Source organism: Streptomyces durbertensis (assembly GCF_014156695.1).
GTDB lineage: Bacteria > Actinomycetota > Actinomycetes > Streptomycetales > Streptomycetaceae > Streptomyces > Streptomyces durbertensis.
In genome coordinates this window covers 1-14830 of the sequence record NZ_WMLF01000099.1, presented here as the reverse complement: position 1 = coordinate 14830, position 14830 = coordinate 1, and the positions used below count along the sequence as shown (strand labels likewise).

The 14830-nt window shown below is 69.8% G+C and carries 17 protein-coding genes and 1 pseudogene; 5 read left to right on the top strand and 13 right to left on the bottom strand.

The features are described 5' to 3' along the window. Nucleotides 1-127: pseudogene (locus GL263_RS09510) on the bottom strand (MMPL family transporter); the annotation flags it as partial. A gap of 63 nt (nt 128-190) precedes the next feature. On the opposite strand from GL263_RS09510, the gene GL263_RS09505 reads away from it, so the two are divergent. Next, a complete protein-coding gene (locus tag GL263_RS09505; RefSeq protein WP_182855162.1) occupies nt 191-442 on the top strand; it encodes a hypothetical protein in 252 nt (83 codons plus the stop codon). Nucleotides 443-480: 38 nt separating this feature from the next. On the opposite strand, the gene GL263_RS09500 is transcribed toward GL263_RS09505, so the two are convergent. The 3 genes from GL263_RS09500 to GL263_RS09490 all read right to left on the bottom strand — a co-directional run bounded on the left by GL263_RS09500 (nt 481) and on the right by GL263_RS09490 (nt 1983). Continuing rightward, nucleotides 481-780 (bottom strand): hypothetical protein, encoded by a 300-nt coding sequence (locus tag GL263_RS09500; protein ID WP_182855161.1) that lies wholly within the window; start codon nt 778-780, stop codon nt 481-483. 28 nt (nt 781-808) lie between these two features. Continuing rightward, nucleotides 809-1381, bottom strand: coding sequence for a GNAT family N-acetyltransferase (locus tag GL263_RS09495; RefSeq protein WP_182855160.1), 573 nt, complete (start codon nt 1379-1381; stop codon nt 809-811). 200 nt (nt 1382-1581) lie between these two features. Then, nucleotides 1582-1983: an ATP-binding protein gene (locus GL263_RS09490; RefSeq protein ID WP_182855159.1), complete on the bottom strand. Its 402-nt coding sequence runs from the start codon at nt 1981-1983 to the stop codon at nt 1582-1584. Nucleotides 1984-2363: 380 nt separating this feature from the next. Here GL263_RS09490 and GL263_RS09485 point away from each other — a divergent pair, with 380 nt between their 5' ends. Next, nucleotides 2364-3119, top strand: coding sequence for a response regulator transcription factor (locus GL263_RS09485; protein ID WP_323379317.1), 756 nt, complete (start codon nt 2364-2366; stop codon nt 3117-3119). A gap of 15 nt (nt 3120-3134) precedes the next feature. Continuing rightward, the gene (locus GL263_RS09480; RefSeq protein ID WP_182855157.1) at nt 3135-4577 is read left to right on the top strand and encodes a sensor histidine kinase; all 1443 of its coding nucleotides are present in this window, start codon (nt 3135-3137) and stop codon (nt 4575-4577) included. 15 nt (nt 4578-4592) lie between these two features. Here the strand turns inward: GL263_RS09480 and GL263_RS09475 are convergent, their stop codons facing one another. The 8 genes from GL263_RS09475 to GL263_RS09440 form a co-directional block, all read right to left on the bottom strand. Beyond that, nucleotides 4593-5552, bottom strand: a complete 960-nt coding sequence (locus GL263_RS09475; RefSeq protein ID WP_182855156.1) for a TAXI family TRAP transporter solute-binding subunit — start codon at nt 5550-5552, stop codon at nt 4593-4595. Between the two features lie 201 nt (nt 5553-5753). Beyond that, a complete protein-coding gene (locus GL263_RS09470; protein WP_323379316.1) occupies nt 5754-7625 on the bottom strand; it encodes a TRAP transporter permease in 1872 nt (623 codons plus the stop codon). 370 nt (nt 7626-7995) lie between these two features. Continuing rightward, nucleotides 7996-9015 (bottom strand): TAXI family TRAP transporter solute-binding subunit, encoded by a 1020-nt coding sequence (locus GL263_RS09465; protein WP_182855154.1) that lies wholly within the window; start codon nt 9013-9015, stop codon nt 7996-7998. A gap of 619 nt (nt 9016-9634) precedes the next feature. Beyond that, nucleotides 9635-10231 carry a hypothetical protein gene (locus GL263_RS09460; protein ID WP_182855153.1) on the bottom strand — a complete coding sequence of 199 codons (597 nt, stop codon included), beginning with the start codon at nt 10229-10231 and terminating at the stop codon, nt 9635-9637. Between the two features lie 154 nt (nt 10232-10385). Further along, complete coding sequence (locus GL263_RS09455) at nt 10386-10619, bottom strand: hypothetical protein (RefSeq protein ID WP_182855152.1); 234 nt, start codon at nt 10617-10619, stop codon at nt 10386-10388. Further along, nucleotides 10616-10822, bottom strand: a complete 207-nt coding sequence (locus tag GL263_RS09450) for a hypothetical protein (RefSeq protein WP_182855151.1) — start codon at nt 10820-10822, stop codon at nt 10616-10618. The genes GL263_RS09455 and GL263_RS09450 overlap by 4 nt, the downstream gene beginning before the upstream one ends. Beyond that, on the bottom strand, nt 10819-10998 hold the full coding sequence (locus GL263_RS09445) for a hypothetical protein (protein ID WP_182855150.1): 180 nt from the start codon (nt 10996-10998) through the stop codon (nt 10819-10821). Before GL263_RS09445 ends, GL263_RS09450 begins: the two co-directional genes overlap by 4 nt. 233 nt (nt 10999-11231) lie before the next feature. Beyond that, entirely contained in the window at nt 11232-12455 is a 1224-nt protein-coding gene (locus GL263_RS09440; RefSeq protein ID WP_182855149.1) for a helix-turn-helix domain-containing protein, read from the bottom strand. Between the two features lie 97 nt (nt 12456-12552). On the opposite strand from GL263_RS09440, the gene GL263_RS09435 reads away from it, so the two are divergent. Next, a complete protein-coding gene (locus tag GL263_RS09435) occupies nt 12553-13215 on the top strand; it encodes an HAD family hydrolase (RefSeq protein WP_182855148.1) in 663 nt (220 codons plus the stop codon). 143 nt (nt 13216-13358) lie between these two features. Beyond that, on the top strand, nt 13359-13781 hold the full coding sequence (locus GL263_RS09430; RefSeq protein ID WP_182855147.1) for a peptidoglycan-binding domain-containing protein: 423 nt from the start codon (nt 13359-13361) through the stop codon (nt 13779-13781). Nucleotides 13782-14534: 753 nt separating this feature from the next. Here GL263_RS09430 and GL263_RS09425 read toward each other — a convergent pair. After that, on the bottom strand, nt 14535-14830 hold a 296-nt coding region (locus GL263_RS09425), incomplete at its 5' end, for a SpoIIE family protein phosphatase (protein ID WP_182855146.1).

Sequence of the window (14830 nt, the reverse complement as noted above, 5' to 3'; positions counted from 1 at the left end):
GGCGGCCGAGTACCCGGTCGCCGGCGAAGCCGAGCACGGCCGGGACGAGGGTGACGGCGACGAGGACGGCGATGGCGACGGTCGCGGCGGCGGCGAGGCCCATCTTGGTGAGCATCGGCACGCCGACCCGGGCGTCGAGGAACCGGAAGGCCCGGAGGCCCGCGAAGAGGCGGCCGAGTTCAGGGAGTGCGTGGAGGAGAACGGCACCGATCCGGAGAAGATGGCGCTGCGACGCGTCACCGCGGTCACCGGAAGCCGCGACCTCGACGGGGAGAACCCAGTGGCCGAGGTCTTCACCGACCTGCCGGGAGGCAGGGTCGGCCCCAGCGTCGGACAGGCCAGACTGATCGCCGGCGCCTTCGCCTCCTGCTACGAGGCGGACAACGGCACGGTCACGGTCTACAGCGCGGACGGCAACATGCTCGCCACCGGCAGGTTCTGAGCCGGCCGGACCTCCACACCCGAAGCTCGTGCGCGGCGTCAGTACCGGAACCGGGCGTCCTCGCCGTTGATCCGTATGAGGAACTCCTCGATCGGCGCACCGCCATCGTCCGGAAACAGAACGAGACCCTGCTCATGGATCGCTTCGTCCGCGGCCAGGGCGGCGTCCTTGTCACCCCGCCGCCACGCATCGCGCGAGGCCGCGAACAGCGGGGCGAGCTCCTCCCAGGCCGCTGCGGGCTCAAAGCGACAGTCGGACCAGAACATGTCGACTTCGGTGAGGGTCAACGTCCCTACCAGACGCCCGTTCCTCCTGAGCTGCCAGCTGGGCTTTGCCATGCACCCCTCCCGCGAAGTGACGCCCACGTCAGCGACTTGGGATCGGGGTGGCCGACGGTCGCCAGTCCCGCCTGAGCAAGCCGAACACCCACGAGTCGGACACCTCGCCGTCCACGACGCAGTCCTCCCGCAGCGTACCCTCACGCACGAATCCCACCTTCTCCAGCACTCGTGCGGACGCCACGTTGCGCGTATCGGCCTCGGCCTGGACGCGATTCAGGTCCAGCGTGTCGAACGCCCACCGCAGCAGGCCGTGCACGGCCTCGGTCGCGTAGCCGTGGCCCCATGTCGCCTCGTCGAGGCAGTAGCCCAGCGACGCGCTGCGGTACTCCGGGTTCCAACTGCTCAGCGCACACCAGCCGACGAAGGCCCCGTCAGAAGCACGGTCGATGGCCACCCGCGCCCCGGTGCCCTCGTCCGCGATCCTCCGGCACACCGCGAGGAAACGATCGGCCCGGTCCCGCTCCTTCCACGCCGGGGAGTCCCAGTAACGCATCACGGAGGTGCTGCTGTGCATCGTGAACAGGGCGTCCGCGTCGGTGTCGGCGAAGGGCCGCAGGCGAAGCCGAGCGGTGTGCAGAGTGGGGGCGGTCAGCGTCATGCGCCCATCCTGCGGCCTCGTGGGGCTGGAATGCATCGCATTTCCTCCGTGCTCGGCTGCGGAGACGCCTCGCTCAATGGCGTCCGGTGCCGCAGGCGGCTGGACCTCCCGAACCACCGCCGTGCCGGCCACGGACTGATCCTCGTGCATGGTGATCACTTGACCGGGCCGAACGCGCTGTCCTGGCCGCGGTCTCGAGGTCAGCTGGTCCGGCCTGTGGCGGGGTCCGCGGGTGTGACCTCGAACCAGATCGTCTTGCCGGCGGCGGTACGCGCACAGCCCCAGTTCGCTGCCAGGGATGCGATCAGGAGCAGGCCCCGACCGCTCTCGGCATAGGGTTCCTGGTCGGGCTGGGTGGGTTGCCCCGGCGTCGCGTCGGTCACCTCTACCCGCAGCAGCGTGCCCGTCCAGCGCACCCTGACCGAGCACGGTTCGCTGGTGTGGAGTACCGCGTTGGCGATGGCTTCACCTGACAGCAGTTCGAGGTCGTGCAGCGTATCGGCCGCGAGCGGCAGCTGCCAGGCGCTGACCACCGACAGCAGGAGCCGGCGGGCCTCGGGTACGGCTGCCGGGTCCTTCTCGGGGACCGTGAAGTCGTGCAACAGCGGCTGTGCGTAGACGTCCGTCGTGTGTGCTCCTCGCCGCTCTCCTCGCCGGTGACTGTTCCGCGCCGCCGGGGAGGCAGGGCGGCCGGTGCTCGCGCCGTCCCGTGGTGTGACCGGTGTGCTGGCTGTTCGCCGTCGAGGCTCGGACGGCACTGTTGCCACGCTCATCTCGACCATCTCCTGGTACCGGTTGCTCTCCAGCAACCGTGGCAGCCGTTACGCGCGGGCAACAGGGAACGCCCGGGCTCTTAACATACGTTTAGGATTGAGTGACGGAGATCACTTCTATGCTCTCCATGGCTGCCGGACACACCCTGCCCGCTCCCTTGCGCTTCGGCGGGGACCCGAGGTCCGGTTCGCGGGAACCGGGAGGCTCTGTGCGCATACTCCTTGTCGAAGACGACAACCGGGTCGCCGACGCACTGACGGGCTCACTGCGTCGCAACGGGTACGAGGTGGTGCGCGCGGGCAACGCCGCAGACGCGCTTGCCGCGCCCGCCGTCGACCTGGTCCTGCTTGACCTGGGTCTACCGGACCGGGACGGCATCGAGGTGTGCCGGCAGCTGCGTGCCCGCGGCTCGGTTCCGGTCATCGCGGTGACCGCGCGGGGTGGCGAACCTGACCGAGTGCGAGGTCTACGCAGCGGCGCCGACGACTACGTGGTGAAGCCTTTCAGCGCCGCCGAGCTACTCGCCCGCATCGAGGCGGTGCTGCGGCGCAGTATGCCCCGGCGCGCCGCCGAGGACCGCCTCGTCACCGTCGACGGACTCGAGATCGACCTTCGGCGGCGCACGGTCACTCTGGACGGGCAGCCGGTCCCGCTGACCCGTAAGGAGTTCGACGTGCTGGCCGTGCTGGTGCGCGCCGAGGGCGGTGCCGTGCCCCGGGACCGCATCATCGTCGAGGTATGGCACACGACGTACGCCGGCATGTCGCGCACGCTCGACGTGCACATGGCCAACCTGCGCGGGAAGTTGGGACGGGCCGGAAGTGCGGTGCGGACGGTTCGTGGCGTGGGCTACCGCCTCGCGGCCACCGACCGGACGGTCCCGGACACCGCACCGGAGGCGCCGCGGGTCTCACGCTCCGAGCAGTCGACCTCTGCCTCGCCGCCTGCCGCGGCCGATGCCTGAGCCCACCGACCACCAATGCGCCGCCGACTCCTCGTCATCGTTCTGGCCCTGGTCACGGGCCTCATCCTGGCGCTCAGCGTCCCCCTGGTCCGTGCCACGGCGGAGCACACGATCCAGAGCGCGTTCATCGGGCGCGTCGAAGACGGCGCGTGGTTCGCCGACATGGCCTCCACCGCGCTTGAGTCGGGGCGGACCGACCGTCTTGAGGCCGCCGCCGACCGCTACACCGCCCTGTACGACTCGCAGGTCGCCGTCGTCGACGCGGACAGCGAGATCGTCGTCGCTCCCCGCCCCGTCGACCTGGAGGAGCCGCAGGTCCGCGCGGTACTGCTGCGCGCCCTCGCGGACCGCCCGGCAGGGCAGCCGAGTCTGGTCTGGCCGTGGGACGACCGCCCCTTCATCCTGGCCGAGCCGGTCAAGCGAGATGGCAGGGTACTGGGCGCCGTGGTCGTCATCTCGCCCACCGACCGGGCCCGGTCCGAGGTCGCCGACCACCTGACCCTTGTCGCTGTGGGCAGCCTCGCCGCACTCCTCGCCGCACTGCTCGCCGTCGCGGCCCCGATGGTCAGGTGGGTCCTCCGCCCTGTCCACGAGCTGGACAGAGCCACACACGAGGTCGCTCTCGGACGGCTGAAGACCAGAGTCTCGGAGCGGACGGGCGCCCCGGAACTGCGCCGCCTCGCCAACAGCTTCAACGCGATGGCGGACAGCATGCACGCCTCGCAGGAACAGCAACGTGCGTTCGTCGCACAGGCCTCCCACCAACTGCGCAACCCGCTGACCGCCCTCCGGTTGCGGGTGGAGAACCTCGAGGAGTACGTGAACGACGACCGTGGCCTGCACGAGCTGCACATCGCCGCGGAGGAGGCCGACAGGTTCGGCGAGATCCTCGACGGGCTGCTGCGGATGGCCAGGGCCGAGGCGTCCGAGGGCGAGCCTGTGCCCGTCGACGTCACAGCCGTGGTCACGCATCGCGTCGACGCCTGGCGGACGGCCTACGAGGCGGAGGGGGTCCCGCTCGAGATCCGGGCTCCGGGCGGAGTGCGGGCGCTGTCCCTGCCCGACTGCCTCGACCAGGCGCTGGACACCCTGCTCGACAACGCACTCAAGTTCGGCGACGGCACCCCGGTGAGCGTGTCGGTCGCCCGTGCCCCGGGCCGCGACAGCAACGACGGACGTGAGGACGCGGGCGGGGGGCGGGACGGCGACATGGTGGAGGTGACGGTGCGCGACCGCGGCGCCGGGCTGACGGCCGAGGAGATGGCCCAGGCGGGCGGCCGGTTCTGGCGCAGCCCCCGTCACCAGAACGTCCGGGGCACGGGCCTCGGGCTCGCCCTCACACGCCTCGTGGTCGAAGCGGGCGGCGGCGAGCTACGCCTGGCTGCGGCGGAGCCGCACGGCCTCGCCGCAACCGTGCGGCTGCCGGCCGTGCCCGCGACCTTGGGCACGACGACCTGAACCGTCGCAGACGCGTCAGGGCCGGGACTCCCGGTACCAGCGCTCCGCGCCCGGGTGCAGGTCAAGTGGGTAGGTGGCGATCGCCGTACGGCGATCGAGCCGACGGGCCTCCGGGTGGGCGCGGATGAGCTCCCGCTGCCCCTCGAACAGCAGCCGAGTCAGCCAGTACGCCTCAGCGTCCGGCATGTCCGAGCGCACTACCAGGAAGTTCGGCACGCTGACCGTGGTCACGGCGCTCCGCGCCCCGTAGACGACGGCGGGCACGGTGGTCTCCGTGTACAGCTCACCGTAGGACCGAGTGAGGGCGCCGACCACGTCGCCGAGATCAACCAAGCGGATGGGCGTCGTTCGGCGCAGCTTCGTGATCGCAGCCGTGGGCAGGCCGCCGCTCCAGAAGAACGCGTCGATCCGCCCGTCGGCCAGGGCGGACGCCGAATCGCCCACGTCGAGGCGCTCGGCGGCCACGTCGCTGTCCGGGGAGAGTCCCGCCACGCCCAGAATCCGCTCGGCGATGACCGCGGTCCCCGAGTCCACAGCCCCCAGGGACACCCGCCGCCCGCGAAGATCCGTCACGTTGCGCACCGGGCTGTCGGAAGGGACCACAAGCTGCACGTAGTTGTCGTACAGCGCGGCCAGCGCCACCACGGGCATCGGCCCGCTGAACGGCGCCAGCCCCTCAACGGCGTCCGCGGCGGAATCGGCCAGCGTGAAGGCCACCTCCGCCTCGCCTGTGGCCACCCGGCGCAGATTGTCGACACTGCCGCCCGTGTACAGGACCGGGGCGGTCGCGCCGGGCAGCCGCCGCTCGACAAGTTCGGCGTACCGAGCGCCGTACGCCGCGTAGACGCCACCCCGGTTACCGGTGGCCACGCTGATCTCCCCGGCAGGCCGAGGCGGTTCGTCGCTTCCGGCGCACCCCGTCAGCAGCACCATCGTCAGGGCGACGGCAACGGCGAGCAGGCGTGCCACCGGCATGGAGACCTCCCTGGACACAACAAGCGTCACCGACTGCGAAGCCCGCTGCGGCGCACGCTCACGCGGCCCACGCGTATCAGCGTAATCCAGGCACCCGCGGGTTCCGTGACGGCGGCCTGGGCCCCTGGGCCGTTCGCTTCCCGCCGTCACACCCCTGAGCCGACCACGCGGGGACATCCGGATCCGCGCGGGGCTGGTCACTCAGGCCGCCGAGGCTGCCTTCGACGCGGGGGCCACCGGCTCTGGCGTCCGGGGTCCGCGCAGCTGGGCCACCACCACGAACAGCGCCAGCACCGCCCCGATCACATCGGCCACCAGATAGGGGGTGAGCAGCAGGCCAGTGGCCGCGACCGCTGCCAGCCGCTCGAAGGCGGTGGTCCTGCGCAGCCAGAAACCCTCGATGGCCACGGCGAAGGTCATCAGGCCGATGAGGCCGGTCACCACCGCGAGAATGATCTCAGAGACCGGTCCGTTGAGCAGGAGCGGCGAGTAGGCCATCAGCACCGGGATCACGTAGAGCCCCTTGGAGAACTTCCACGCCGCCATACTCGTCCGTATCGGAGACGAACCGGCGATCCCCGCAGCCGCGAAACCGGACAGCGCCACCGGCGGTGTCACGTTGGAGTCCTGGCTGTACCAGTAGACGATCATGTGCGCGACGATCAGCGGAACACCGAGGTCGAGCAGCGCCGGGCCGGCGAGCACGATCAGCACGATGTACGCGGCTGTCACCGGCAGCCCCATCCCGAGAACCATCGAGGCGACGGCGATCAGCAGCAGGGTCGGCAGCAGGTAGCCGCCGCCCCAACTCAGCATCATGCTGGAGAACTTCAGCCCCAGACCGGTCAGCCCCACCACTCCGACCACCACACCCGCGGCCGCGGTGGCCACGGAGACCGACAGCGTGTTGCGAGCTGCCAGGGCGAACACCTCCCCCACGTCCTTCAGGCTCATCCGCGTGCTGGCGCGGAGCATGGCCACCACGGCCAGCGCGGCGGTGGCGTACAGACCCGCGAGCAGCGGTGTGAAGTGCAGGGTGAGCAGGGTGACAAGCAGAATGAGAGGAGGGAGGAAGTGGAAGCCGCCCGCCATCACCTCGCGCATCCGCGGCAGGTCCTCGGCGGGCAGCCTCCTGATCCCGTGCCGCCGGGCCAGGATGTCGACGAACAGGAAGATCACGGCGAAGTACATCAGCGCGGGGATGATCGCGACCTTGACGATCTCGATGTAGGGCACGCCGATCAGCTCCGCCATGACAAAGGCGCCGGCACCCATGAGCGGTGGGAGCAGCTGGCCGCCGGTGGAGGCGGCGGCCTCCACACCCCCGGCCTCGTGCGGCCGGTAGCCGGCCTTCTTCATCATCGGGATGGTGAAGGAGCCGGTGGTGACCGTGTTCGCGATCGCGCTGCCGGACACCGATCCCATGAGCGCGCTGGCCACTACCGCTCCCTTGGCGGGGCCGCCGCGGTACTTGCCGGTCAGCGCGTAGGCGACGTTGATGAAGAAGCTGCCGCCACCGGTCTTCTCCAGCACCGCCCCGAAGAGGATGAACATGAAGACGAAGGTGGCGGCGACTCCCAGGGCGAGGCCGTAGATGCCCTCCTGGAACAGGTAGGTGTGGGAGACGATGCGTTGGACGGTGTAGCCGCGATGTGACAGAAGTCCGGGCAGGAGCGGCCCGAGCCAGGCGTAGCACAGGAAGCAGGCCACCAGCACGGCCATGAAGGTGCCGATCGCGCGTCGACAGGCCTCCAGGAGGAGCAGGATCGCCACGGTTCCCATGGCCAGGTCGGCGGTGGAGGGTATGCCCGCGCGGGCCACGATCCCGTCGTAGTCCAGTACGGGATAGAGGCTCACGGTCACCGCGGCGAGCACGAGGAGAGCGTCGACGACGGCCATCGGCAGCCGTCGTGCCCAGCGGCCCTTGCCGGCCGGGCGGGTGACGAAGACCAGCACCAGCACGAACATCAGGTGCAGCACACGCTGCAGGTAGGAGTTGAGGCTCAGGCTGAGAGCGGTGTAGATCTGGAAGCAGCCGAGGGCGAGCGCGAGGGCAAGCACGCCGTAGCCCACAGCGGTGGTAGCCCGGCTCTGGCCCCACCGGGCCGCGGCGAGCCGGTGCCACAGCGGCCGGGTATCGGACGCCTCAACGGGAGGCGCATCGTCGGAAGGGCCCAGGGCGGTGGTCTGTCTCATAACGCTTTGAGGGCACCCGGCCTGCGCGGGGCGGGTGTGCCGTGCGAGCTCGCACGGCACACCCGCAACGGGCGCCCTACCCCTTTCTGAGTCGCGGGTTGGGGTAGTGGGGAGACTGTCGGGCGAGGCGAGTGGCCTGGCCGATGCTGGCGTCAGGGCGATCCCGATCGCGGGGCCGACAGCCGGGGCGCCGCCGGCGGGGAGGTGTCGGCACGATGCCCAATCCCAGGGAGCGTGACCGTTCCGGTCAGGGACGGAGCCTGTCGGGGATCTTCACTCCCTTCTCCTCCGCGTAGCGGAGGACACCGGGATGCAGCGGAACCGGACTCTTCGTGAGGTTCTCCAGGACGAGGTACTCGGCACCGGCCTCGTAGACCTTGTTGAGGGCGGCCACGTTCTCGTAGAGCGTGCGTGCCAGCTCGTAGCCGCGCTCCTCGGACATGTGGGTCGGGACCGAGACGACATTCCACAGGGCGAGAGTCGGCACATCCTTCTTGACCGTGCTGTAGACGCCGCCCTTGATCACGTGCTTGTTGTAGAACGGGTACTTCTTGGAGATCTTGGCCACCTCGTCGTCACACATCGGGACCAGACGGAGGGCGTCGGTGGCTTCGAGCTCTCGCAGAGACCCGTGACCTTCGCCGACCACCCAGGAGCCGGCGTCGATCTGCCCGTCGCGTAGTGCCGACGCGGTTTCGGCGTAGGCGTAGCGCTGGCGTTTGATGTCCTTGTCGGGTGACATTCCCAGTGCGTCGAAGACCAGGTTGGTGGCCAGTTCGTTGCCACTGCCGGGAGCGCCCACGGAGAAGCGCTTTCCCTTGATGTCGCTGAAGCAGTTCAGGTCGCCGCGGCGTGACTGCAGGGACACCGCGTGGTACACGTTCGGATAGAGCACCATGAGGGTTTGCGTCTTGACCGCTTTGCCCGAGAACTCGCCCTTGCCGTGATAGGCCTGATGGACCACGTCGCTCTGGGCGATAGCCAGGTCGCTCTGACGCTCCGCGACCAGCCGGAGGTTCTGCACCGAACCCCCGGTGGTCTCGGCACTGGCTTCCACCCCCTTCGTCTTACGGTTGATCACCTCCGCCATCGCCCCGCCCATCGGGTAGTAGATACCCGCGGTGGTGCCGGTGGCGATGGAGATCCTCGACGGGTCGCCGGTGTCGCTCCTGCCCGACTCGGCGGGCTGGCTGCAGGCGGCTGTCAGCAGCGTGATACACAGGCCCACGGAGAGGCCCACACCACATCTGAGGCGCTGTCGTCCCATGAAGCGCTCCTCGGTGTTGTCGTTTCCGTGACCGATGTCACGGTGAATGGCAGGGACGGTACTTGTTCCCGACGCGAAGAAGAGCGTCCCGGAGCGCTTATTGAGCAATCCTTAAGGTTCGTGTTCGGGCTCGGCCAGGGTGTCGATTTCCCAAGGGCTCGCGCCCGCAACCGGCGTATTCCTCCGAGCCCTGCTGGCTTCGCATGCCGACGGCGTGAGTCGGCGCTTCTTCCCCTCGGTGCCAGGCATCTCGATGGCGTGAGCGGCGGCGAGGTCCGGCTGACGCGGCTCGGGCTGCACCGGGCGTTGCGGAAGATTCGCCGCCTCATCCTGGAGGGCTCGCAACTGCGGACCGGGCTGGCCGCCCCGCGCAGCTGTGGCGCCGTCATCAGCCCTGGCGGGTTGGGTAAGTGTCGCGGCGCAGGATCCCCCGGTCATCGAGTGGGTAGAGCGTCGCAGCGAACAGGGCGCACGCGTCGGCGTCGGCGAAGGGCCGCAGCCGCAGACGAGCGGTGTGCAACGTGGGACGGCCGAAGTCGTGCACGCCACGCCACCCCGTCGGCTCACGAGCCGGGGCGGAACAGCGAATTCCGTCTGTGTTCGCCTGCGGAGAAAGGCATCATCGAGCGGGATTCGCTGGCGCAGGCTGTTGAACCTCCAGAACAACGGCCGTGCCGGCCACGGACTGATCCTCGTGCATGGTGATCACTTGACCCGGCCGAACGCGCCGCCACTGGGCGGGGTCGAGTGGGGCAAGGCGCACCGACGCTCGCCCACCGGGTTCCATGAAGGGCTGGCCTTCCACCCAGAGCCACGCGATGTTGACCGCCGGTTCACCGCCCGGGGTGCGATTGCCGATGTCCCACATCGGACGCAGCACACCGGCGCCGGAGAAGGGCGTCCTGCGTCGCGCTTCGCCCGGTGGGCGGAGAGTGAGGTCAGCCCGGATGACGCCCCTGCGGGCCTCGGCGCCGCGCCAGTGGCACCAGGCCGCGCTCCTCTCCAGCCTCAGCTCCTCGGCAGCGGCGGCCAGGCCCTCCCAGAAGCCGGCCGGCAACGGCCGAACGTCACCGAGTTCCTCCAACAGACCGAGAGCCACTTCCCATTCGTCCTGAGCCAGGTACTCCCAGACGTCGTCCACCGTGAGGTCGTTCTCGCCGGCGCTGCCCAGCGGGACCAGGAGGGAGGCGGACTCCAGCAACCGGATGGCTTCCATGGTTCTGATTCTGGACGACCGCCTCCCTGCCCTGGCGGTCAGGAGAGCACACCGAGGACGATCACGAGGAGAAGCCCTCCGAGGAGCAGGCAGTAGAGGACCTGCCCGCCCAACGAGTCCGCCCGCGTCCGCCGACGGTTCCGACGACGGCGCGTCACGGACGTTCCTCCTCGCTGAAGGCGCGTCGGACGCGGTCGATGACGCACAGTGTGGTCACCTCGTGAAGGAGTTCCGGAGGGAGGTCGATCCACTGCTGGCCGATCGCGTCCTCGTGCGGGCCGTCGTGTCCGGCCGGTAGGTCACAGGGAAGGCGGGAGGCGACCAGGGGCGGGGTCTCCTGCCAGCGCGGCCGCCGCCGGCCGCAGGGCTCCTCGAACTTCGCCTTCACCGGCCCACCTCCGAGGCGAGGACCCAGGGGCCTCGTGGACCGCCGGACAGCGACACCCAACGTGGCGGCGACGGCGACGGGTCGACGGCGACGTACGGTCGGACGAGGGGCGAGGCGTCCCCGTCGAGGGCCCGGTCGTGGTCGGGCCGGCCACCGACCGGCCAGCCGCCCCGGGCGAGGACAAGGCGACGACGAGGACTCATCGGGCCGTCACCGCCGCCCCGGCCTCGGTGGGCTCGTCGAACTCGCCGCAGCCGTGCGGCACACACCCGGCGCAGGCGCGGTGGGAACCGCCCGGCCCGGTGTTCTGTTCGATGAGGCAGACCAGCCGGACCGTCCTGTCCTCCGCCCCGCACCGGTCGCAACGTGTCAGGCCCACCGCGCCTCCCCGTCGCCGGACCGGACGCAGGCGGCCCGGTGGCAGGCCCAGCCACCGGGAACACGCCGCGCCGCGACCGTCAGGTCTCCGCACCGGTCACACCACCGAAGCGCACGCGCGGGTGGTCTTGCGGTTGTCATCGTCTGCTCCCTGAGAGTTCGGTGAGGTGATCGACCTGTTACCGACCGCATGACTCGGGGAGTGACGGAGGTGCTACAGCTTGTAGCACCTCCTCAGAGTGCTCCGACCCGTATGCCCAACTCCAGCACCGGTCCTCGGCGTTGTGTCCGGATCATCGTGCGCACGGTTTCCCGCACGCCCGCGTGCATCCGTGTCGCCGTCGGAGCGATGGACTCGGCTTCGAGGAACGCCGCGAGCGCCTTGTCGCGGTCGCCGTTGTACCAGTGGCCGCGTCCCATGTCGATGAAGTAGTGCGAGCGGCGTTCCGGTGGGTAATCGTCGGGAAGGCCGGCGGTCACGTACTCCGCCGTGCGGACCGCCTCACGGCCCCGACCCATCTCAACAGGAAGTGAGACGGACCAGATCGCCGCGTTGGTCGGGCCGAACTGCAACTCGAAGTCGTTGCGGTCGACACCGAGTTGGTCTGCCGCCGCGGTAGCGGCGGACATGTGTTCCTCCGCGACGGCGGGAGATGCCGCACGGGCGGCGTTGAGAGCCGCCTTGAGATGGAACGCGCCGAGCAGAGAGAGAGCTTCGGGCCCCTTGGCCGGGCCAAGGGCTTTCAGTGACTCCTCGATGATGTCGGCCGCGTCGTCGTGCTCGCCGATCGCAAGGAACTCCCCGGCCTGGTACCAGCGTGCGGCCAGCGCGCGCAGCGGATCCTCCGTCGCCTCGGCAGCCCAGAGCACCCGTTCCGTGGCAAGAGTGGCGGCGGCCGAGTGGCCCATCGTGTAGAGGTACTGCATCGCGCACTCGTAGGCGCTGGCAAGCAGTCCGTACGCCACGCGCCGATCGCCGGCCTCGCACACCTCCACCGCCACCTGCGCGTCGCGCAGCAGCGCGGGGAGGCGGGCCGCCGTGCCGGCGAGCGCCGCCGAGGAACGCAGCCGGTTCGCCTCCCGGACTCTGCCCTGAAGTCCGGTCAGATCGACCCGTGCGGCCTCGTCGTCGGTCGGCCGCGCCGGCCTTCCATGCCTGAGGAGTGCCCGGTGGACTGACGAGACGGCCGCCGCGGCGTCCTGGCTCGCCTCGTCTCCGGGGGCGAGCGGTTGGCCGGTGATCTCCGTGGGGTGGCAGCCGAGAGCCTTGGCGAAGGTGAGGATCACCGACCCACGGTCGAGCGATCGGCGTCCCCGCTCGAACGCCCGGACCGCCGCGAGGCTGTACCCCGTCTCGCGTGCGAGCGTCGCCTGGGTCCACCGGCGCCGCTTCCGCAGGGCGGCCAGACGCTCACCGTTGCTCTCGCTGTGCTGAGGTGTGTCGTAGCGATATCGCATGGGCTGATGCCTCCGATCACATGGACACCTTGACGGTAACTCCGGGCTTGCCCCTCAGGACAGCAAACCGTCAGCCGCTACCTGACATGATCGACGCGTGACCAGCGAATCCGCACAACGCAAGCGCGCAAGATACGTACTGTTCGATGTTGACGGCACGTTGATGGACGCGGTGAGCAACCAGCGCCAGGTCTGGCACGCGTGGGCTACGCGCTACGGGCTTGATGCGGACGAGGTCTACCAGGTTGCGTTGCGGACACGCCCGATGGAGACGTTCGCTCAGGTCGCGCCCGGCCACGACCCACACGCGTGTCTGGCCACCCTGCACGAACTGGAGGACGAGGACGTCTGGTCCGGCGTGTACGCGGCTTTCAGTGGTGCGTCGGAGCTCCTGCAGGATCTTCCGCACGGATCATGGGCGTTGGTCACGTCGAACTACGAACACCGGGTACGGGGCCGCTTCCTGCGGACGGGGCTCCCGCTGCCGGAGGTGATAGTCGACGCGGCCGCCGTCGAAGAAGGCAAGCCCTCTCCCGTTCCGTACCTGCGGGCCGCCGCCCGCCTGGGCGCCGAGCCGGCTGACTGCCTGGTCGTCGAGGACGCGCCGTCGGGAGTGCGGGCGGGTCTGCGGGCCGGCATGACGGTCTGGGGCGTGAACGCCGCTGACCCGGTGGCGGGCGTGCATCGGCACTTCAAGAGCCTCCGTGAGGCCGTCCCACACGTCCTGGCCTTCGCGGCCGGCCCACAGCGGGCCCGGTGAAGGCTCACGGAGCTCCACGTCTCCGCAGGTCAGGGGCTGGGACGTCCCATGCTTTCCCGTTCCGCCGACAAGATCGGCACGGCCCTCACGGCAGGCGGCAGAGTGGGCTCCCGTCAGACCACGACTCTTCTCGGGAGCTTCCTGTGCGTTCACTCCGGATCTTCGCCGCGACGGCCGCGACCATGCTCGCGTCCGCGACGCTCACCATCGCCGCCGCGCCCACTGCGGCCGCGGCCACCACCTGCTCCGAGCGCGACTACCTCAACATCAAGGGCGGCTACCGCGCGGCGATCCCCGCGACCAGCAGCTACAGCTACAACTGCATTCTGCGTGAGGGCAACAGGGGACCGGCCGTCAAGGCGCTCCAGGACTCGCTCGCCATCTGCAACTACGGCAAGATCGAGCGGGACGGCATCTTCGGCCCAAAGACCACCGCGGCTCTCAAGAAGGCCCAGTCCGCGGCGAAGGTCTCGGCGGACGGCGTGTACGGCCCGAAGACCCGTGACAGCATCAAGTGGGCGTGGATCAACAAGAGCAACGTCAAGTGCGGGGTCATGCCGCGCTGAGTGAGGTCCGGCCCGCGCATCAGAGCATTCGTAACCGGACCGCACGAAGAGCATCGCGCTCTGACGGGCTCTCCTACCTTGTGGGCCTGAGCAGGACCCACAGGGGTTGGAAGTCACTGGCGCCAGAGCCGGGATCGAAGCGCTGATCTGCTGAACGTCACGACCTCATAGTCGCCCCGGCCGGTCGCCGAATGCCCCTGATGGCGTGAGTGACCGGCCTTACGGGCACGCGTCGGGTGCGGCCGGCGAGTGTTCCGAGCGCTGTGGGAAGCACGGCTCCGAGGGGGTAGTTTGGCTGGGGGACACACCTGAGGCGAACCGTAGAAAGCAGGCCGAAGCGACAGGGCTCTGACCTGCACCGTTGCACTACCGACGGATTGCTGCACTTCCTGCCCCAGAACCCGTGTCGAGGGAGGCGCTGAAAGAGCGGCCTTACCCTCGCGCCGTCATCAGCCCTGGAGGGTTCGCAACAACAGCAGCCGCGCCGCCTCGGCCGGACCGCTGGCGGGCCGTCATCAGCCCTGGAGGGCTCGCAACACAGGATCGTGCGCCGCAGTTACCGCCGCAGCACCGCGCGCCGTCATCAGCCCTGGAGGGCTCGCAACCCGCTGCCAACCGGAGACTCCTGCCGCACGTGTTAGGGGACGAGGCCGGTGTCGAGGAGGGCGGGCGAGCCCTCTCCCGTTCCGTCCCTGCGGGCGACGGAACGGCTCGTGCTGCGCCCTCGTCGGTGTCGGCCGCTCGGGCCGGTGGTCACGGGTGGTTCTGGGGGCGCATGAGGAGCAGGGCGATGTCGTCGTGACGTGGCGCTGTGTGCTCGGCGTGGTGGATGAGGTTGTCGGCGAGGGCGTCCAGGTCTCCGGGGTCTGCCGCGGCGAGCTGGTCGGCGAGGTCGGCGATGGCGTCGTCGATGTCGGTGCCGGGGTGTTCGACGAGGCCGTCGGTGTAGAGGGCGAGGACGGCGCCGGGTGGGAGGGAGATCTCGGCGGTGGGGTAGTCGGCGTCGGGGTCGATGCCCAGCAGCAGCCCCGGAAACAGTCCGAGGGGGT

Excerpts from the sequence above, each read along its gene's own strand:
- GL263_RS09475 (WP_182855156.1), bottom strand. The coding sequence starts at position 5,552 with ATGCCGGTGGCACGCCTGCTCGCCGTTGCCGTCGCCCTGACGATGGTG.
- GL263_RS09480 (WP_182855157.1), top strand. The coding sequence starts at position 3,135 with ATGCGCCGCCGACTCCTCGTCATCGTTCTGGCCCTGGTCACGGGCCTC.
- GL263_RS09500 (WP_182855161.1), bottom strand. The coding sequence starts at position 780 with ATGGCAAAGCCCAGCTGGCAGCTCAGGAGGAACGGGCGTCTGGTAGGG.
- GL263_RS09495 (WP_182855160.1), bottom strand. The coding sequence starts at position 1,381 with ATGACGCTGACCGCCCCCACTCTGCACACCGCTCGGCTTCGCCTGCGG.
- GL263_RS09440 (WP_182855149.1), bottom strand. The coding sequence starts at position 12,455 with ATGCGATATCGCTACGACACACCTCAGCACAGCGAGAGCAACGGTGAG.
- GL263_RS09465 (WP_182855154.1), bottom strand. The coding sequence starts at position 9,015 with ATGGGACGACAGCGCCTCAGATGTGGTGTGGGCCTCTCCGTGGGCCTG.
- GL263_RS09450 (WP_182855151.1), bottom strand. The coding sequence starts at position 10,822 with ATGAGTCCTCGTCGTCGCCTTGTCCTCGCCCGGGGCGGCTGGCCGGTC.
- GL263_RS09460 (WP_182855153.1), bottom strand. The coding sequence starts at position 10,231 with ATGGAAGCCATCCGGTTGCTGGAGTCCGCCTCCCTCCTGGTCCCGCTG.